16 protein-coding genes and 8 pseudogenes are annotated in these 18952 nt (G+C 34.9%); 8 read left to right on the top strand and 16 right to left on the bottom strand.

What is annotated here, in order from left to right; all coding sequences use genetic code 11:
• Positions 1-35: 35 nt before the first annotated feature.
• The 6 genes and pseudogenes from VK90_RS31075 to VK90_RS08625 form a co-directional block, all read right to left on the bottom strand.
• Positions 36-170: a hypothetical protein gene (locus tag VK90_RS31075; RefSeq protein WP_269431817.1), complete on the bottom strand. Its 135-nt coding sequence runs from the start codon at positions 168-170 to the stop codon at positions 36-38.
• Positions 167-1261, bottom strand: coding sequence for a Rap family tetratricopeptide repeat protein (locus VK90_RS08640; protein ID WP_048372060.1), 1095 nt, complete (start codon positions 1259-1261; stop codon positions 167-169). Before VK90_RS08640 ends, VK90_RS31075 begins: the two co-directional genes overlap by 4 nt.
• 553 nt (positions 1262-1814) lie before the next feature.
• A complete protein-coding gene (locus VK90_RS08635; protein ID WP_000764044.1) occupies positions 1815-2024 on the bottom strand; it encodes a glycine zipper domain-containing protein in 210 nt (69 codons plus the stop codon).
• 128 nt (positions 2025-2152) lie between these two features.
• Positions 2153-2523 (bottom strand): annotated as a pseudogene (locus VK90_RS28330) (DDE-type integrase/transposase/recombinase); the annotation flags it as partial.
• Between the two features lie 151 nt (positions 2524-2674).
• Entirely contained in the window at positions 2675-3082 is a 408-nt protein-coding gene (locus tag VK90_RS08630; RefSeq protein WP_048372058.1) for an NUDIX hydrolase, read from the bottom strand.
• A 337-nt stretch (positions 3083-3419) separates the two neighbouring features.
• Positions 3420-3680 carry a hypothetical protein gene (locus VK90_RS08625; RefSeq protein ID WP_048372057.1) on the bottom strand — a complete coding sequence of 87 codons (261 nt, stop codon included), beginning with the start codon at positions 3678-3680 and terminating at the stop codon, positions 3420-3422.
• Positions 3681-3945: 265 nt separating this feature from the next.
• Here VK90_RS08625 and VK90_RS08620 point away from each other — a divergent pair.
• Positions 3946-4506: pseudogene (locus VK90_RS08620) on the top strand (DUF3967 domain-containing protein).
• Between the two features lie 182 nt (positions 4507-4688).
• Positions 4689-5270, top strand: coding sequence for a hypothetical protein (locus VK90_RS08615; protein ID WP_048372055.1), 582 nt, complete (start codon positions 4689-4691; stop codon positions 5268-5270).
• A gap of 1394 nt (positions 5271-6664) precedes the next feature.
• On the opposite strand, the pseudogene VK90_RS08610 reads toward VK90_RS08615, so the two are convergent.
• A pseudogene (locus VK90_RS08610) lies at positions 6665-6967 on the bottom strand (NAD(P)H-dependent oxidoreductase); the annotation flags it as partial.
• A gap of 192 nt (positions 6968-7159) precedes the next feature.
• On the opposite strand from VK90_RS08610, the gene VK90_RS08605 reads away from it, so the two are divergent.
• The 4 genes and pseudogenes from VK90_RS08605 to VK90_RS08590 all read left to right on the top strand — a co-directional run bounded on the left by VK90_RS08605 (position 7160) and on the right by VK90_RS08590 (position 10156).
• Positions 7160-7924: an SDR family oxidoreductase gene (locus VK90_RS08605; RefSeq protein ID WP_048372051.1), complete on the top strand. Its 765-nt coding sequence runs from the start codon at positions 7160-7162 to the stop codon at positions 7922-7924.
• 356 nt (positions 7925-8280) lie between these two features.
• Positions 8281-8898: pseudogene (locus tag VK90_RS08600) on the top strand (bifunctional transcriptional activator/DNA repair enzyme AdaA).
• A 3-nt stretch (positions 8899-8901) separates the two neighbouring features.
• A complete protein-coding gene (locus VK90_RS08595) occupies positions 8902-9429 on the top strand; it encodes a methylated-DNA--[protein]-cysteine S-methyltransferase (RefSeq protein WP_048372049.1) in 528 nt (175 codons plus the stop codon).
• Positions 9430-9442: 13 nt separating this feature from the next.
• Positions 9443-10156: a 2OG-Fe(II) oxygenase gene (locus VK90_RS08590; protein ID WP_048372048.1), complete on the top strand. Its 714-nt coding sequence runs from the start codon at positions 9443-9445 to the stop codon at positions 10154-10156.
• A 10-nt stretch (positions 10157-10166) separates the two neighbouring features.
• Here the strand turns inward: VK90_RS08590 and VK90_RS28325 are convergent.
• The 6 genes and pseudogenes from VK90_RS28325 to VK90_RS08560 form a co-directional block, all read right to left on the bottom strand.
• Positions 10167-10259 (bottom strand): annotated as a pseudogene (locus VK90_RS28325) (IS200/IS605 family transposase); the annotation flags it as partial.
• Between the two features lie 63 nt (positions 10260-10322).
• Positions 10323-10412 (bottom strand): annotated as a pseudogene (locus VK90_RS31210) (IS6 family transposase); the annotation flags it as partial.
• A gap of 352 nt (positions 10413-10764) precedes the next feature.
• Complete coding sequence (locus VK90_RS08580) at positions 10765-11250, bottom strand: sensor histidine kinase (protein ID WP_048372045.1); 486 nt, start codon at positions 11248-11250, stop codon at positions 10765-10767.
• Positions 11251-11721: 471 nt separating this feature from the next.
• Complete coding sequence (locus VK90_RS08570; RefSeq protein WP_048372040.1) at positions 11722-12960, bottom strand: ABC transporter permease; 1239 nt, start codon at positions 12958-12960, stop codon at positions 11722-11724.
• A complete protein-coding gene (locus VK90_RS08565) occupies positions 12953-13852 on the bottom strand; it encodes an ABC transporter ATP-binding protein (protein WP_048372038.1) in 900 nt (299 codons plus the stop codon). Before VK90_RS08565 ends, VK90_RS08570 begins: the two co-directional genes overlap by 8 nt.
• Before the next feature lie 668 nt (positions 13853-14520).
• Positions 14521-15024, bottom strand: coding sequence for a GNAT family N-acetyltransferase (locus VK90_RS08560; protein WP_048372036.1), 504 nt, complete (start codon positions 15022-15024; stop codon positions 14521-14523).
• Between the two features lie 386 nt (positions 15025-15410).
• On the opposite strand from VK90_RS08560, the gene tnpB reads away from it, so the two are divergent.
• Positions 15411-16541, top strand: a complete 1131-nt coding sequence (gene tnpB, locus VK90_RS08555; RefSeq protein WP_048372034.1) for an IS200/IS605 family element RNA-guided endonuclease TnpB — start codon at positions 15411-15413, stop codon at positions 16539-16541.
• Between the two features lie 77 nt (positions 16542-16618).
• Here the strand turns inward: tnpB and VK90_RS08550 are convergent, their stop codons facing one another.
• Positions 16619-16960 carry an aminotransferase class IV gene (locus tag VK90_RS08550; protein WP_053081389.1) on the bottom strand — a complete coding sequence of 114 codons (342 nt, stop codon included), beginning with the start codon at positions 16958-16960 and terminating at the stop codon, positions 16619-16621.
• A 200-nt stretch (positions 16961-17160) separates the two neighbouring features.
• Positions 17161-17401: pseudogene (locus tag VK90_RS30645) on the bottom strand (hypothetical protein); the annotation flags it as partial.
• Between the two features lie 201 nt (positions 17402-17602).
• On the opposite strand from VK90_RS30645, the gene VK90_RS08545 reads away from it, so the two are divergent.
• Positions 17603-17926: a hypothetical protein gene (locus VK90_RS08545; RefSeq protein ID WP_048372032.1), complete on the top strand. Its 324-nt coding sequence runs from the start codon at positions 17603-17605 to the stop codon at positions 17924-17926.
• 350 nt (positions 17927-18276) lie between these two features.
• On the opposite strand, the pseudogene VK90_RS08540 reads toward VK90_RS08545, so the two are convergent.
• Positions 18277-18906: pseudogene (locus tag VK90_RS08540) on the bottom strand (Holliday junction resolvase RecU).
• Positions 18907-18952: the final 46 nt, after the last annotated feature.

Raw genomic sequence — 18952 nt, 5'->3', positions numbered from 1 at the left:
ATCTAGTCCTTTTTATTATTGATTAAATTAGTGTATCAACCACCGTGATCTCCAATTGAAAGACCTTGAACCACTTCGTAAGATTGTGGAGTTTTCGTTGTATTCGGTACACCTATAGTCAAGGTTATAACAGTGACAATTCCCATTAAACTTAATACTATTTTTTTCATTTTAAAGCTCCTTCCTCAAAAAATTTTCGTTTCGCTTGCAATCCTAAATGGAAATACTTACTCGCCGCATGATGGTTCTTCTCATCATAAAATTTTGTTCCCAGTGTCTCATAAGACTCTTGAACATCTTCGTACAATCCTTCTCTTTCGAAGTAATCAATTCCTGCTAACACTACTGTTTCAAGTGTTTGAGTAGGTGAATTATTATTCAGCTCCCGTAGAATGAGATATCGATGTATGAACTCTTCTTGATTGAGTTTCTTACTGATATCTAAGCCGTTCTCAATGAGTTTTGCTGTAATATCCTGTTCGTTCAGTTTGTAATGTTCCAATGCATTTGCGTAGATAGCTTTGTAATGGTTTGGAAATTTTTCAATGACCTCAGATAAATAACGAATCGCTAAAGAAGATAGGTTTTGTTTAGAATACATCCAACCCAAGTTATGGCGCACCATGATAATAAACTTCTCTTCACCGACCTTTTGGAACTTGTCCATTGCAGCAGCAAAATGCTCTTCTGCTAATGCCCACTCTTTTAAATTTATACAGGCTAACCCCAAAAGGTTCTCACAAAAGCCGACATTCCTCTCATAATCATCATGGGCTAAAAACATTTCTTTTGCCCTTGTTGTGTACTGAAAAGAGACTAGGGAATCGCAAATATCGAAATGAAATGCACCTAGCTTATAATAAAATTCAGCTTTCTCAACCTCATCAGGAATAAGCTCTAATAGCTTTTCAGCTTGGTCAAAGTGTTCTTTTGCAATCTTATAACTACCAGTTCCACTTGCATGAATAGCTTTAAAGAAATGATAATAATAAGTTAAAGTATTATTAGGAGGAATCTCAAAAGATTCTACTTTATCAAAACTACTTGTAGAAACACCTAAGTTATCAATTACATATTGATGTCGAAAGTCTAATAATGAATAGTATAATAATAAATTCTGATCTTCTTCTATATTTTGAATTTTAACATCAATTTCTTCTTTTAAACGATGTGCATTACTTATGCGCCGCGCACGAATTTCTACATACCAATCATTTAATAAGCTCATAATCTGTTCGTTACCTTTGACTGCTATATTCATAATTTACCCCCTCGTCACACTTTTATTATCTATTCTTTTAATAATATAATAACAGAATTTGGGATTATTTAACTAGATTCCTGAATATATATCAACAAAATTCAGAATATTCAAAATAATAAAGTGAGAATTCTGATAAAACTAGGAGTCATTGGGTACATGGAAAGAAATGATAACTCCATTGTATTATACTATAAAAAACACATAGTAAAAAAGTCGATAGGGCGACCGTCATTACTGATAGTTATCACTGTGAGATATCAGTAATATTTAGCATGGATGATTTAATAACACTCTTCTACAAACTACTCAAAAATATAACAATAAAGTCGATTAAAAATCTAAGGTTTATTCAGCAATAGCGCCCGATTGCGGAAGATCAAGAAAATGATTATGATTGCTGCTTATAGCTTGTTGAACTAACGCCCCGTTACTTTAAGTGAATTGATTCACAATCTTACTGGGAATTTACCTAAAAAAGCTGAATTAACTTAATAAAAAAAGGACTCCCTTTTTGGGAATCCAATTCATTCAGTGTCACTTTGGTTAAAGTCTAATCTTCTCGGTTCGCAACACTGTCATTAGCCTCATCGGCACCTTCGCCGACTTTGTTACCCATCGCTCCTCCTGCAACAGCTCCTGCAACGGTACCAAGTGGACCAAGAACAGAACCCAAAGCAGCTCCAGCGACAGCACCGACACCAGTTCCTACCGCTTCGCCAGCATCATTATCGACACGGTTACGTTCGTTTTTATCAGCCACTCATCTCACTCCTTATTTAGAATAGGCAAGTGCATTCCAGCACAATACCTTACATATTTTTACCTATAAGGACAGATTCATGCGAAGTTTCTTAACATATAAAAAGATGAAGGAATTGTAGTTGAATTTTACGAAGCCTTTAATAATTTTTGTAATTCGTTATACGTCGAAAAGACGAAGTCTGATTGGAGACTTCGTCTTTGTTTATATAGGGCATCAAGCGTTTCGATTCCTTTTATTGTACGTGAAGCATGGCGAAGTGTTAGAATCCTGGGGATTTAGCAAACCGGCGCTTTACATGGCGATGATCTTGTTCTATGTAATTATTGAAATGTTTGATTGTAGAATGAGTAGTACTTTTATAAAGGTCATTCACCTTTAATTTTTTGAGTGAACAAAGTAAAGAAAGGGCCTTATCTGTTGTCAGAACCGTTGGTTCTCCAAAAGTTTGAACGAGTCGTTTCATAAAAGCATACTCAGATTGTGTATTCCGTTTCTTAAATTGATGGGCATAGGGTAGCACCAATAAAACGTAAATTTTGTATGCTAAGTGAAGTTTAACCTATAAAAAAGTCGAATTCCTCTATGTTAAGGATTCGACTTTAGAACTAATTACTTTATATTTCCTCAAGTATTTTTACTAACACATCTTAGAAAGTCACCATAAATGGATGATTCTCTTCATCTAAGCAATGTAAAATGCGCTCTTTGAGATTTTTCCAAGTTACCATTCGCAACGCTTCTTCAATCGAAAAATAGCCAACTTCTAAACTTTTAATACTTGTTGTAAATTGTCCCCCAACCGGCTTTCCTAAAAATAAATGAGTACAAATACACCGTGAAACATTTTGATACAATCCGCAGTACTTTATAATTTCAATGTCAATTCCAGTCTCTTCTTTCGTCTCTCGAATAGCACCTGTTGGAATTGCTTCCCCCTCCTCTACTTGACCACCAGGAATTTCCCAGCCTCGCTTCGGACTTTTCAAAAGTAAAATTTCGTTTTTATCATTTAACACAGCTGTTGAGGCGCATACAATATGTTTTGGATACGGCATACAGAAATCCCCTTTAAGAAATTTCCCAACATTCTACGTACAATGGATAGGTAATACATATTAAAAGCTAACAAGTGTTATCTGTTTCCCTTCTGTTCTAATATAAAGGCAAAAAACTCCAAATATACAATAAAAGTTGATTTTGCAGTTTTTTTACTTCACTTATTTAAATAAGTGAAATTCATCATACCTGAAAATTACCTAAAATTAAAAAAGACCACCCTAAGGTGGTCTTTTTATGTAGGGCGGGAAGACATCGGTCTTCCCTTAACAAATAAGACCAGAAAATTCTTGAACAAAAAAAGTGCTTTTCCTCAAAGCACTTTTCCAAAGGGATTTACCAATCCCGACGATCATCACGATCAAAATCACGATCACGGTTACGTCTGCGACGATCATCACGATCGAAATCACGATCATGGTCACGTCTGCGACGATCATCACGATCGAAATCACGATCATGGTTACGTCTGCGACGATCATCAAAATCGAAATCACGATCATGGTTACGTCTGCGACGACATTCATCACAATCGCAGTCACAATCACGTCTACAGAACACTAAATCATCCCAAAATCTATCACAATCATCTCTCATGAATATAAGTCCCCCCCTTATATTAAAATAGGATTCATTATATTCTATGTTTAAAAGTAGAAAACAGCTTGTTTACTAGTCTATCTTCTTTATCTATTTTCAGCTTGTTCAGATGACTGTTTAGATGTTCAGGTGTTAAACTATTTGTATATTATCTAAATAGCCATCTAAACAGAAAAACAAGGGAACCCTTGTCAACTATAGAATTGTTTAGTTGTTTGAATAGTGTTTAGTTTAGATGTTTAGAAAGATAGTGATCTGAAAAATGCAACAAAAAAACTGGCTATCAGCTGAAGAAGTAGCCAAAGAAATAAAAGTATCCGCTATGACTATAAAACGAAACTGTCAAACATACGGTAGTTTTTTAAAATTTCAACAAGGGGAAAAGAACAAATATTTAATTCATCAAGAATCTATACCTGTTTTTCAATTTATAGCTAAAATGAGAAATAAAAGAAACCTCCAAACAAAACAAATTATTGAGCTCCTCATTAAAGAAGGATTCCCTGAATATATAAACATTGAACCGATACAAACAACTAAACAACAAACTGAACAAATCCAAGTAAGACGAGAAGTTGTAGCTGTTCAGAAGTTAGATAGAATTGTTACTGAAAGAGTATCTGAATAACTTAAAAAACATGAAAAAAGTTTAAAAGAATGGTTAACTGAACAGCAAAAACAACAACAGGGTTTTCAAAAAGCAATGGTTCAAAGAATGAATGAACGTGATCAAAACCTAATGGCTATGATCCGTGAAACACAGGAAACTAAAAAATTGATTGCAGCCACCCAACAAAAAAAGTGGTGGCAATTTTGGAAATAGAAAAAACGGCCAAACCTAATAACATCAAAGGTTTGTGCTTTTTATTTGCTATCGATATTAGAACGTTATGTTAACAGAACATGTATAGAATATACATCAAAAAAATGTACGACTTATTCTAATTTCTTCGTGATAGAATATAAACAATCCATATTTTAACAAAATATAAAGGGGGAAAACTTTTGTATAAAAAACTTAGAAAACATCTTATATTAGGTTCCCTAATTCTTATCATTAGTGGCTGCTCAATTTCAAAAGGATACGACACACAACAAGAAGCATTAAAACAAGGATTAAAACCAACAAATAATATAGAACTAGATAAATATAATGCTCTAAAACGTATTATAAAAATAGATGAAAAAATAGCCTTTTTTGTTACACCTGATAATTACATTTCAATAGCAGATTTAGAAATAGAAAATGGAAAATGGACTGTTAGTGGGATAACAGGAGGAGCAAATGTAAGTGAGTTAGAAGTACAAGATTCTGGTATATCACCTACTATGGGAATATCAAATGGAAAAGTTATTTCTGGTTATCTTAAGAACCCATCTATCAGCAAGATATCATATGAATCTACCCCAGGACATATTATAAATTTAGATAAATTCTTACCAAACGAAACAAAGTATAAAGGATGGAGTTTATGGTATGTGATCCTTCCTAATAAATTAGATGATGATTTAAAGTCTTTTGATCTTATTACGACTGATTTAGAATTTAAAGATAAAAATGGCACTATTATAAAATATAAGAACTGATCATCTAAAAACAACTTCTGATAACGATAATTATGTAAATAAGCTGTCCATATGGGCAGCTTATTATATTTTTTTGCTTAGCCTTGGGTTTTTCTGATTTGTTGGTGGCATCCCATACCTATCAACCTAATATTTTGAGGTGCCCCCAAAACAAAAATTTTATATTACTTTTTTGTTTTATCATTTTAGCCATTTCATCTCCCACCTACTCACTGGGCTGCGACCCTTCACGTTCATTGAGGAAGGAGTCTTCTTGACTAAAATGATAAATCTGTTGTTTGGTGGAATTATAAAATTTTAAGCTAATGGGCATGTGGCGGGACTCCATCGCTATCAAGCTAAGCTTATACAACGTCAATTATAGTAAAGGTCGTTAGTTTTTCTATCGATACTCCTAATTGGAGCCATAGGATTAATCAAAGATATTTTATTTCGATTCTTATAGATAACTGAATAAAACTCAATATTCCGTCAATACTGTATATGACATTAGATTTTCTCCTTGTTCCCCCTTGGAGAGAACCGAGCAGTTAGCTTTTGCTATCTGCTCTTTTATTTCGTTCCCGTTCTTGTTTCTTGAAGAATTCTTTAACTGTGTTTTCCCAATAAGTACACATATCTATTCCTCTTTTCTACAAAATGAATTTTTTATTAAGATTTTTCGAAATCCAATTGAAATATCTATAATTCCTAACATTAAAAACAAATAATATGTTAGTATTGTTATGAAGATATTTACTAACTACTTTTATGCCCTAGCCCTGCACCATACTAGGGCATATTTATTTTTTTAAGTGTGTAGCTTTTAAACGACGTACTCCTTTAAGTTCACTATTCAGCTCCCCTTCGCTATTAAAAAATTATTCCTCTTCAATTTCATCTACAAGTCTCATAATTTCATTAATATCTAACTCTAATATTCCGAGGGCCTCGGCCAATGTGTACCACCCTTTTTCTTCACTCAATGGAATCACCTGTTTTCTACTCAAATAGCGTTTTTGTTACTTTTTTGTAACTACTCTAGGTATATATACATGTTACAATTTATAAGATTTTGCAGATTACCCCTTGCAAATCCATATGTCTGTCCTGCCCTTGTTGCCCCTTCAACAAGGGCAGTTTTTAATAAAAAATAAGGGTCTTGTTAACAAACGGTTAAATATACTACATAAAAAAACTTATATTATGTTTAATATGGGAATCTGGCTCACTCCTTTCTCACGGTATATAATTGTTAACTACACATTCATAATTTAGTACATTATGTTTAAAATGTACCAGATATTTCTTTATTGATTTATGGAACCGTTTTTTACAAAATAGAACATAAAGAGAGGCTATTAATATATTTTCTCTAATATATTAATAGCCTCTCTTTCTTCCAGTGAAAAATTTTATTTAGTAGACAATCTTGAAGCTGCTCCTTCACCTTCTTTATATGCTTTTTGTAATACTTCATTTGAATCTAATAAATCCGTCCCTTGCGCGCGAATGATTTGATAATCTTCAATACCAAGGAAATTAAACATCACCTTCAGATATTTATGAGAGTATTCAACTTCCGTATACCAATCGTCATTTGTATAGATGGCCCCACTCGCTTGTATGACAAGCATTCTTCTTCCATCTTTAAGTAATCCCACTGATCCAGTTTCAGTATATTTAAACGTTTCACGTGCGATCATGATACAGTCCATTAAGGGTCTATAAAATCACCAAAAGCTATACTTCAATCTCCTAGCTACTTCACATTGTAGTTTAATTATCACTTGCATTCATTAATTTAGTTTCTCATTGGCGACAAACATGAATACCGAATGAGAGAGCAACATTTCAAACATCACCTTGTGATATAACTAAACATGAATTTTAATCAAGGAGATGAGAGCATGAGTAAGTTAAAAGGTAAAATCGCTGTAGTAACTGGTGCTAGCCGAGGAATCGGTCGTGGCATTGCGTTACGACTAGCTCAGGATGGCGCATTAGTTGCAGTGCATTATGGAAAAAGACAAAATGAAGCAGAGGAAGTGGTTCATAAGATTCAGCAAAGTGGAGGTTCTGCATTCGTAGTTGGTGCGGATTTAAGTACCGTTAAGGGCATTTGTGATTTATATGAGAAATTGGATGAAGCCATTCAGAAACGGACAGGTGATAATCAGTTTGATATTCTTGTGAATAATGCTGGAATCGGACAAATTATAAACATTGAGGAGACGACGGAAGAATCTTTTGACGAAGTCATGAATATTAACGTCAAAGCACCGCTTTTTGTTATCCAGCAAGGTTTATCACGTCTAAAAGATGGAGGTCGTATTATCAATATCTCATCGTTTGTTACACGAGTGGCCTCTCCTAATGTTTTCGCTTATAGCATATCGAAGGGGGCGGTCAACACACTTACGCACGGCTTGGCTCAGCAGCTTGGAAACCGTAATATTACGGTGAATGCTATCCTTCCAGGAATTATTAATACAGAGATGAATGCCAATACGTTGCAAGATCCCAATGGTCAGAAATATGCCGCTGGCCTTTCAACCTTCAATAGGTGGGGAGAGCCACAAGATATAGCGGACGTTGCAGCCTTTCTTGCTTCATCGGACAGCCGTTGGGTAACCGGTCAATTGATTGATGCAAGTGGCGGATCTCATCTGTAAATTAACGGCTTCGAAAAACTTACTACAGAACAAGGCTTTCTTTATTTATCCAAGAATTGTACCAGTCATTGAGGTAATGGCTTGTCTTGGGAGATTAGTACAAACGACAATCGGCTATGCTAGGCTGATTGTCGTTCTTGAAATGAAAACTTTGATACTATTTGGTTTTGTGACTTAATGAAATCCTTTACTTCTATGATTTCTATATCATTTCGACTTATTAGGATTATAGTAACGACTTCCGGTATAAGAATTAAAATCTTTTCCCTGCATTTTTCTTCGTAATCTTGCTCTTACATTCTAAAATACGGACATGGAAGCTACAGTCAGGTTATACTACTTTCGGAGGTGATCATATGCAAAATGATAGTGAAATTCAAAAGGAATCTCTCCAATTTATAAATGCAGACTTTAGTAAGATGACTAATGAACGTTGGCACGCAATTGTACACAATGATTCTTCCTATGATGGCAAGTTTTATTATGGTGTAAAAACAACTGGTATTTTTTATCGACCATCATGCAAATCTAGGGTACCTAATATAGACAATGTAAAGATTGTTCAAAATGCACAGCAAGCATTATCTGAAAAGTTTCGTCCATGCAAACGTTATAAGCCAAATGGAATAACGTTGCCTAATGAGGATTGGGTAACGTAAATTACAGAATACATTGATAATCACTATAATGAATCCTTAAATCTAGAAATACTAGCTGACATGTGTCATGGAAGCCCTTTTCATTTACAACGAACACTTAAACGAATTAAAGGGGTAACTCCAATTGAATATATACAACAAACTCGAATTTCTAAAGCTATTTATTACCTTACGAATACAAATAAATCCATTATGAAAATAGGTTTTGCTATTGGGATACCGAATACGTCACACTTTGCGACACTATTAAAAAAGCGAACAGGCTATACACCTAGTAAGTATAGAAAAATAAATCAAAAAAAGATGGCGGTTTGAAACATGGAAACAACATTTAATCAAAAAGTATATTGGACTCCATTCATTCATCAACAATGGAAGATGTATATTGCAGCAACTGATAAGGGACTATGTTTTGTTGGTTCACAAAACCACTCATTCACAGAATTATATGCCTGGTCAAGCGTGCGACTTCCAAAGCATGATTTAGTAGAAGATGCTCAAAAATTACAACCATATATCACAGAGTTAATTGAATACTTTGAAGGAACACGTAAAGTATTTACTTTTTCCGTCGATGCAATTGGTACTACTTTTCAAATGACTGTTTGGAATACTTTAAACAAAATTCCATATGGAAAAGCTTACTCATATTCTGATATTGCAGAAGCAATTCAAAAACCTAAATCAGTACGAGCTGTGAGTACTGCAATTGGAGCAAATCCAGTATTAATTACAATTCCTTGCCATCGTGTAATTGGGAAAAACGGTAAATTAACGGGTTTTCGAGGTGGCTTAGAGATGAAGCGTGAATTACTATCACTTGAAAAGATAGATGGTAATTTTTAAGGAGGAAAATAATATGTACAAGAGCGTACAAGAGCATGTTGCATCCCTCGATTGGGATGCACTACAACGAACCTTAGATGACGTGGGTTATGCAAAAGTACCATTATTGTTAGATGCAAAACAATGTGAAGAAATTATTAATATGTACGAAGATGATTCTTACTATAGAAGTACAATAAACATGGAAAGATATCGTTTGGGAAGTGGACAATATCGATATTTCCAAGCCCCTCTTCCATCCATTGTACAGGAGTTACGTACAAGCTTTTATCCTGAACTCGCTAAAACAGCAAATCGATGGTTACAACAATTAGGAAAAGAGCTGATTTATCCACCAACTCTTACGGAGTTTCTTGAACAATGTCATAAGCATGATCAAGTACGCTCTACTCCTTTAATCCTAAAATATGAAGCAGACGGTTATAACTGTTTACATCAAGATTTATATGGAGATGTTTATTTTCCATTCCAAATATTACTTACATTAAATCAACGTGGAATTGATTATACTGGAGGTGAATCAATCTTAGTAGAGCAAAGACCACGGGCGCAGAGCAGAGGGCATGTTATTACCCTTGAACAAGGAGAAGCTTTAATTTTCCCAACAAATCATCGACCTATTCTAGGAACGCGTGGTTATTATAAAGCTACACTTCGTCATGGTGTAAGTACAATTCAATCTGGGACAAGATATGGATTGGGTATTATATTCCATGACGCAAAATAACTTTACAGTATTTAATTAAGATATGAACATTCCACTCCACTAAAGTAATATTATAGTTTTCTGAAAACCTTATAAACATATCTTTTGCATAGTTAGACATATCATGGTTCTGGTGCAAAAATATTAGTTAGAAACATAGAGTAGCAATTTTCTCTTCATTTCTATCTTATGAAGCTAAGCCAAACAATTTATGAATAAATTGTTTCTGGTTTTGGACAGACTTGTCCAGTAAAACAAGTTGTCCCTTTTTCATCAATATGCCCTTCATTCACATATACTTGATTAAACCGTTCCATCTTACACTTAGCTAGCTGAAAGATTTCCATTGTCTTATAAGAAACTCCATATCCTTCTATTTCCATATATCTTGTATATTTAAAATATGTATGTTGTAAATGCGATAACCTTGTTAAAAAATCTATACCAACATAGCGAAACAAATACATATGTAACTCAGCACAAACTCCAGTTTCTTCCTTGCAAGCTCCTATAAATAAGTCTAAAGGCTGAATGATGTATTCGTTACATTCAGCCTCTTTACTTGCAATTTGAAAGATTCCATTTGCACGCTTTGTGAATTGAAACTCTTCCATCTATTATTCTCCCTTCTACACTAACTTTTTAAATAGAAACGTCGCTCCTGTATCATCAGATTCTATATGCCATTCGATATCCATTTCTTTCGCCATAACAGCAATGATAGATAATCCAATTCCCGCACCCTTATTTGGCGAATGAGCATTCTGAAAACCTGGCCCATGGTCAACAATTGCAATCGTTCCTTCTTCATGGTTCATATACACTCCTATAAAATTTCCATCACTCGCGTGTCGAACTACATTTTGAATTACATTATCTATGATCCTTTGAAACCAATTTTCATCAATATTCCAAAATAACTGCTTTTCTGGAATCACAATATCAATTTCAAAACCTTGCTCATCTAATATGTCATACCAGGATGCAACAAGTTTTCTCATTAAGCGTGTCATATCCTTTCGTTCTGGGTGATACGGATATTTTTTTGCTGTTATTAATGAATAGGATAGTAAGTTCTCAATTAATTCAGCTAGGTAATTAATTTTTTCATCCATCCATGGGCTCAACCATTTCTTGCTATGCTTCCTAACGATGACTCACAGCTATTTTATATCTCTATTCAAACATTAGTATTTGTTGTAATTAGTAGCTTTGTTATTTTATTTATAGGTGGCTTTGTTCATTTTATGAAAAAAGCATATTAATTCTTTAGCCCGGAACTGAGTTCTAGGCTAAAGAATTTTATGCTCTTTAACGCACTTAGTAACCTCATCAAAAACCGTTGGACACTTTGTGAAGTTAGTTGTTTTTGCAGTCTTCTCAAGGTTTTTCGCTTTTTTTTCAATCTCTTCAGCAGTGCCAACTACCTTGCCGATAGTTTTTACGTTCCCACTAACTAGTCTACAAAAATACCCCAATATAATAAACATGTGCAGATTCATTTCTACGGATTTGTATACATGCTGGAACAAAAAGATCTACATAGATTAACTATGTAGATCTTTTTGAATATATTTTTCAAACAATTACTTTCCTAACTTAATTGCCTTTTTTATATTACTGAATGCACCTTTACCATATAATAATACGCCACCACGGTAAACGCGACTCGTTAAACCAATCATCATACATATTGTTGCTAATAGAATAGCTAGTGCAAGAGCAACTTCCCAAACTGGAATATTCAGGAATCCAATACGTACTAGCATAACAATAGGAGTTAAGAAAGGTATATAACTAGTAATGGTAACGAAAGAACTGCTTGGATTTGAAATCCCATAAATTGCGATATACAAAGCAGCAAGTAACATAATTGTCAGCGGCATAACAGCTTGAGAAGCTTCCTCTATACGGCTAATTATAGAGCCAAATAGACAAGATAATGAGCCATATAATAAGAATCCTAATGTGAAGAATATAATCCCATAAACCACTAAGGTAGGAGCAAATGAATTTAAATCAATTCCATTTAAAATATCATTTTTCGATCCCTCAATTGCTGTTTTATACCCTACAAATGCAATCAAGCCCCAAATTATTATTTGAGTAATACCAGCCAATAATGTTGAAAAGAGCTTTGCATATAGATGTTTGGTTGGCGATATACTTGAAACAACTAACTCCATTACACGCGAAGATTTCTCAGTTGCGACATCTGTAGCTAATTGTGCAGCATACATTAATAGCATTAAATAATTTAGGAAAATAAAGATATTAATTAAAATTACTACACTCGCTTTATGTTCTCCACCTTTAACCTTATCTGAAACTGTTTTGGTGTGTATTTCTACTGGCGTAGTTAACACCTTTAAATCATCTTGCGATAGATTCAATTGCTGGGCGAAATTAGAAGATTGTATTTGAGATAAGATAGTTTGAACCTTTGTAACATCTTCCTGATTTACATCTGTCTCAGCCATATAAGTAGCATTCAGCTGCTTATTATCTAATTCCTCTACAACTACTGCATATTTATATTCACCTTTTTTAACACCCGATTCTGCTTTTTGTTTATCCTTACTATGTTTTACAATTAATTTACTATCGACATTTTTAAACACTTGATGAATTGTTGTATATAATTCTTCTTGCTCTGTAACAACAACAACATTTTCTTCCTCATTTCCCACAAAAAAGTCATAAATCCTGTCAATATTCAACAATCCTATTATTAACATAGAAATTATTACTGTAAGAGAAATGTATGATTTTGATTTCACCTTAGATTTATAGTTTTGTAAAAAAATTGTCCAGAAACTACTCATGTTGTGCACCTACTTTCGCAATAAAGATATCATTTAGAGTAGGCTCTTCCACTGCAAACTTTTTAACATACCCTAACTTCGTTATTTCTTTAAATAAAACATGAGAAACTTCTTCATATGAAATTTTAAGAGTAACTGCATTCTTACGTTTCTTCATACTTTCTACACCTTTTATTTCTTTCAAATGGTCAAAGTCATGATCGCCAACGATTACAACATTCTTTTTACCAAAATCACTTTTAATTTTAGCAATGTCACCCTGAACAACAGGTACTCCTTTATGCATGATACAAATGTGTTGGCATAACTCTTCCACATGTTCCATACGATGTGAACTAAAAAGAATGGACGAACCTTGTTTTTGCATATCAAGAACAGCTTCTTTTAACATTTCAACATTTACGGGGTCTAAACCACTAAATGGTTCATCTAAAATTAAAAGTTCGGGCTTATGTATAATCGCAGTTATCAACTGAATTTTTTGTTGATTCCCTTTTGAAAGTTCTCCTACTTTTTTGTTCAGATACTCCGATATATTAAAACGCTCCAGCCAATATTGAAGTTCTTTTTCTGCATCTTTACTTTTCATGTTCTTTAGTTTTGCAAAAAAGTTAACTTGTTCTTTTACAGTCATTTTCGCATAAAGCCCACGTTCTTCTGGTAAATAGCCAATCTTATCAGTAACATCATAATTTATAGGCTTACCATTCCATGAAATAGATCCGCTTGATTTTGATAAAAGTCCAAGTATCATTCGAAATGTAGTAGTTTTACCAGCTCCATTCCCGCCAAGGAATCCAAATATTTCACCTTTGATTATCTCGATATTCAAATTATTAACTGCAGTGTGCTCGTCAAATTTCTTTGTTAAATCTTTAATTATTAAACTCATTATCCACACCCTTAATCCACAAGATGATTTCTTTATACAATTGTAAATCCATAGTCAACCACGATATTTTGGCGTCTAATTGCATCGCTTTTATCAGACATTGAAAATAAAAATCTAATATCTTCTTCTTGACTAACATCTAAAATATGATTTTTATTTATTATTATTCAACTAGCATTGTGGAGAAAAAACAAATACCATATATAACATTTTTTAGGATAACATAAGATTACGAATAGCAAATATGCAATATTGCATATTTAATTAAATTGCACTTTCAAAACACTGTAATTAAATATGCTTCATGCTTTCTATACGACTTTCTTCCTATATTTATAATGTTCACACAAATAGTTTGTTTTCCCTATTATGACTCTTCCTCGTTCCCTCTTTAAATTCCTCCACCATGAGATATTGACCTTCTAAGGTTTCTCCCAAACTTCTTAATGGCGATGTTGCGAGCCCACTAAAAGAACACCCCTTTAGATAAATAAATCCAATGGGGCAAAACATAGCGTATTTTTTTATAGCACCGTGACTTTATTTAAAAGAAACAGCCTCGGTTATAGTTTGTCACTATTTGGGTTATAAATCAGTCCTTTTATCTGAATCTGGATTCTCCCCTAAACTAATGACCTTTTCCATAGTTTCGGATGAAGTCGGAATCTCTAAAGATCGCGTACGTTCCAAACTATCTCACCGCGCTCGTCCCACGTGCTGTGATGTCGCTCAAATCCTATCTTTTCTAACACCCGGAGGGACGCAACATTCCAAGCGCCTACAGTCGACCAAAGTCTGTGACGTCCGGTAGCAATCGCAGCGTCTAGGACTACGGATGCTGCCTCATTCGCATAGCCTTTACGTTGAACACTGCGGAACAACTCGTATGCGATCTCCGGCTCTTCAAGTGTAGAACGACCGATAATCAAGCCACAGTATCCGATGAAATCGCCTTCGTCTCGTCGGCGAATAGTGAGAAGGGAAATGCCATTTTCGACTGCTCTCTTGCGCATCTCTATAAGCTGGCTACGAACGGCGTCAATGGTTGGCATGTCCACACCACGTTCGCCAATTAATTTTCTCATCCAGGCTGAATCGGATTCCTCCCACATACACAGGTCGAGTCGCTCGGTTTTCAGCTGAAACGCCATAGGTTCAAATAAAGCTGTCATAGTGGAAACCTCCTTGTTATTTCACTGCACTCATAATAGCTGCGCATCTCATTACCACATCAGGCTGGAAACGCGGTTGATTCGCGAATCTATTTTCCAAATCTCGTGAGAGTTTATAGCAACAGTATACTAAAAATTAGTGTTATTTTATGCATAAGCAATTACTCTACAAAATAGACCTTTTTATCAAACTTTATTTTAAGTTATCAACAAACTACCTTTACCTCTTTGTAAACTCTAGTATTTATCGTTTTCTGACAGAATACTCCTTCCTCAAGCGTGTGAAGGGCGCTAGCCCAACGGTAAGTGGGGATGAATGTTAGTAGGCGTAAGCCTACGTTTTTTTGTATACTGTAGATATCCTATAACAAAGTGAGGTGCAACCTATGTTAGTAAATAAAGCATATAAATTTCGTATCTACCCAAATAAGAAACAAGAAATATTAATTGCTAAAACGATTGGTTGCAGTCGCTTTGTATTTAACCATTTTCTAGCTCTATGGAATAACACCTATAAAGAAACAGGAAAAGGATTAACCTATCCTTCTTGCTCTGCCGAGCTCACTCAATTAAAAAAGAAGCAAGGTACAATCTGGTTAAAGGAAGTAGATAGTATTGCTCTTCAATCCACATTAAAAAACCTTGCAGATGCTTTTTCACGTTTTTTCAAGAAACAAAATGATATTCCACGTTTCAAGTCTAAAAAGAATAAGATTCAATCCTACACAACTAAGCAAACGAACGGAAACATTTCAATTGTAGACAACAAAATGAAATTGCCGAAACTTGGCCTTGTTCGCTTTGCCAAAAGTCGTGAAGTAGAAGGTCGTATTCTAAATGCAACGATTCGCCGTAACCCAAGTGGTAAATACTTTGTATCTATCCTCGTCGAAACAGAGGTACAAGAAATGCCTAAAACGGAATCCACTTGTGGAATTGACGTTGGATTAAAAGATTTTGCCATTCTTTCTGATGGTACAACATACAAGAACCATAAATTCTTTCGTACATTAGAAGAGAAGTTGGCAAGAGCACAGTGTATCCTTTCTAGAAGAAAGAAAAGTTCTTCGAACTGGAATAAACAACGTGTGAAAGTTGCACGAATCCATGAACATATTGCAAATGCAAGAGCTGATTACTTACATAAACTTTCTACTGAAATCATCAAAAACCACGATGTCATCGGTATGGAAGACTTACAAGTCAGTAACATGCTCAAAAGCAGAAAGCTTGCAAAAGCGATTAGTGAAGTATCTTGGTCACAATTTCGAACGATGTTGGAATATAAAGCCAAGTGGTATGGCAAACAAGTGGTTGTGGTATCTAAAACATTTGCTTCTAGTCAATTATGTTCCAATTGTGAATACAAAAACAAAGACGTTAAAAATCTAACCATTCGTGAGTGGGGTTGTCCTTCTTGTGGCACACATCACGATAGAGATCGAAATGCAGCGCTCAATCTTAGAAACGAAGCAATTCGTCTCTTAACCGTAGGAACTACGGGGATAGCCTACTGAATTAGAAACCGTTAGGTTTCTGTACTTAGGAATCTCCCACTTCAAACAGTCCGTAAGGATGTTAAGCGGTGAGTAGTTCAACAGACCCTCGTTCCAGACGAATAAATTTCACATGTAACGGTCTTAATGTTATTTTTCTCTAAACCTACTTGAATAAGTTGCATGGCTATACCAGGGAGAATTTCAGCCTTTGGCCAAATAATTCGATCTCCATCGAAGAAACCAATATTCCATATTGATCCTTCCGAATTGCGTCCTAATGAATCTAAAAAAAGAACATCATCAAATCCATTCATTCTTGCTATACGACCACGGTAAATTTGTCTAAACGACCCTACGTTTTTCACCTGAGGGATATCCCGTTCAAACTCAGTTATTTGTAAACGTAAAGAGGATAATGTTGGAATTTGAGCTTTCATTATCGTTACTAAATTGTGTTGCTAGTGAATAATTTTTATAAACAGTTTAATCAATTTCTACTTGTGTTGCTCAATAATTACGCCCGATTGTGGAACAAGAAAAAAACCTGCACATTAACACAGGATTTTTGATCAAACTTTTTTATAAATTATCAAACTTTGTTTTATGGCCACAAAGTGACCTCTAAAAGTTAGACACGCTATTTCATTAGGCAGCTTCTTAGGCATGGGTCCGGTATTGTACCGGGCTCATGCCTTTTAGTTTTGCCTTTGCTGTTGTGTATTTTATATTGTAGATCCATTGACAGTTACTTTTGCGTCTATAGTAAATCCTTATCCTGCATCTACAGAACCTGCAACATTATTATCCTGCCAATATGGAGAATCATAGAAACATAGGTTGTCCACTTTAGACACGACACGTTTTCCTACATTTGAATTGTTTCGTTCCAATCGACTGCAAAATGAACGAATACGTTTCTCCCTGTATCACCAGATTTCTTGGATTTAAAGCCATTTTCCCTTTTAGGGTGATATAGTCCTTAAGATTTTTTTTAGCCTGTGCAATTACGGTTGAAATTTCATTCTGTTTGACACATATCCCCAGGCTGTCTGGACATGATAAAAAATGAGGTGACTGACATGAAGGATAAAATATTAGAATTAGTACCAGGATCGGTAAAAAAGTTACTCCAGAAAAAAGTTAAAGATGGAAACCGATGCCTCATTGATTTGGTTGTCGATGATGCAACTGCTTATGGATTTGAACCGGAGCAAGTAGTCCCCTGTATCATGGCGGGTTATTATGTTTATGAATCCACCACCTATCCCAGTGAAATGGAGGAAGAATGGAAGCTGAACTTGGTTTTTCATGCGGCCAATCGCTCGGCAATGAAGCTTCTGTCTTATGGGAAGTATAAAGCGAAACGATCTGAAAGTGGATGGATGAGATATACAAATCCATAAGGTTTACTTAACATACACTAACTAGCTTGGTGAGCATGGGGCACCGTCACATGCCCATCAACTTAAAATCTTGAAATAACCCCAAGTGTAAAAAAACGTTATTTTCTAAACAAGCTATATTAGACAGGATGACATTTTTTATGAATCTTTAGATTCAAGATGAACTACAATTATTTGGTAACCAATCACCCTCTTACAGTTTTTTTAAAATAAATCACTACTTACCCTTGCATATTTACGAATTACATTCATATGAGGTACGTGAAATTTTACTATCCCATTGTTGAATAAGGGAACATCGCGCATTAAGATAGCCCCCACCACACTATTGCGTATTGTTCCGCTATCTATTAAGCCATTAAGATTTTACGTTTTTTACTCTTCATCTTCTCTTTCGCTGCTTCAATATTATTCGCTACCCTTTTACGGTCTTGATCAAATTGAATCATGCCATCTATTACTGGAATTAATCCTTGCTCATCAATGTATTGTAAGTAATCAACTGGTGCTCGTTCTGTCTGATCTACTAAGTACCCATAAATATCAAAGTCTGCTATCGGTATCGACTTCTTGCCCTTCAGTTGATGAGACATCCTTACATAAGATTGAATGACTGATAGCGGTATAACGAATACTGACTTATCCTTACTGAACTCAATAAGGAAGAAACAAATCGCTCCCATCTTCTCTGCTTTCTCCAGGTAATCCAATTGGTGCTGTGTAATATTCTTTAAATCAAATCGTGTAGGATTCTCTGTAGACTTCGCTTCAAATGTTATAGCTCATCCCTTATACACAACATCATAGTCTACTGTACTTTTAGCTTCATAGAATCCATTTAGCACACGCCCACCTTTACTCTTTAACACCTTCACAGGAGTCGGACGCTAGTTTATAAGCGCCACTCCCCCTCTTTGATACATTTCATTCGCTAGATTGATAAACATTTCAAAAGCCATTCCACGATTTCCTTGTCCCATTGTTATTCCTCACTTTCTATTCGTTGCGATAGGTAAGACTTTGAAG

The sequence above is a fragment of the Bacillus sp. LK2 genome (genome assembly GCF_001043575.1).
GTDB lineage: Bacteria > Bacillota > Bacilli > Bacillales > Bacillaceae_G > Bacillus_A > Bacillus_A paramycoides.
This window is presented reverse-complemented; position numbering and strand designations above follow the sequence as displayed.

Bases quoted from the DNA above. Each gene is read 5' to 3' on its own strand.
- VK90_RS31075 (WP_269431817.1), bottom strand. From the start codon at position 170: ATGAAAAAAATAGTATTAAGTTTAATGGGAATTGTCACTGTTATAACC.
- VK90_RS08640 (WP_048372060.1), bottom strand. From the start codon at position 1,261: ATGAATATAGCAGTCAAAGGTAACGAACAGATTATGAGCTTATTAAAT.
- VK90_RS08630 (WP_048372058.1), bottom strand. From the start codon at position 3,082: ATGCCGTATCCAAAACATATTGTATGCGCCTCAACAGCTGTGTTAAAT.
- VK90_RS08625 (WP_048372057.1), bottom strand. From the start codon at position 3,680: ATGAGAGATGATTGTGATAGATTTTGGGATGATTTAGTGTTCTGTAGA.
- VK90_RS08605 (WP_048372051.1), top strand. From the start codon at position 7,160: ATGAGTAAGTTAAAAGGTAAAATCGCTGTAGTAACTGGTGCTAGCCGA.
- VK90_RS08595 (WP_048372049.1), top strand. From the start codon at position 8,902: ATGGAAACAACATTTAATCAAAAAGTATATTGGACTCCATTCATTCAT.
- VK90_RS08590 (WP_048372048.1), top strand. From the start codon at position 9,443: ATGTACAAGAGCGTACAAGAGCATGTTGCATCCCTCGATTGGGATGCA.
- VK90_RS08580 (WP_048372045.1), bottom strand. From the start codon at position 11,250: ATGGATGAAAAAATTAATTACCTAGCTGAATTAATTGAGAACTTACTA.
- VK90_RS08570 (WP_048372040.1), bottom strand. From the start codon at position 12,960: ATGAGTAGTTTCTGGACAATTTTTTTACAAAACTATAAATCTAAGGTG.
- VK90_RS08565 (WP_048372038.1), bottom strand. From the start codon at position 13,852: ATGAGTTTAATAATTAAAGATTTAACAAAGAAATTTGACGAGCACACT.
- VK90_RS08560 (WP_048372036.1), bottom strand. From the start codon at position 15,024: ATGACAGCTTTATTTGAACCTATGGCGTTTCAGCTGAAAACCGAGCGA.
- tnpB (WP_048372034.1), top strand. From the start codon at position 15,411: ATGTTAGTAAATAAAGCATATAAATTTCGTATCTACCCAAATAAGAAA.
- VK90_RS08550 (WP_053081389.1), bottom strand. From the start codon at position 16,960: ATGAAAGCTCAAATTCCAACATTATCCTCTTTACGTTTACAAATAACT.
- VK90_RS08545 (WP_048372032.1), top strand. From the start codon at position 17,603: ATGAAGGATAAAATATTAGAATTAGTACCAGGATCGGTAAAAAAGTTA.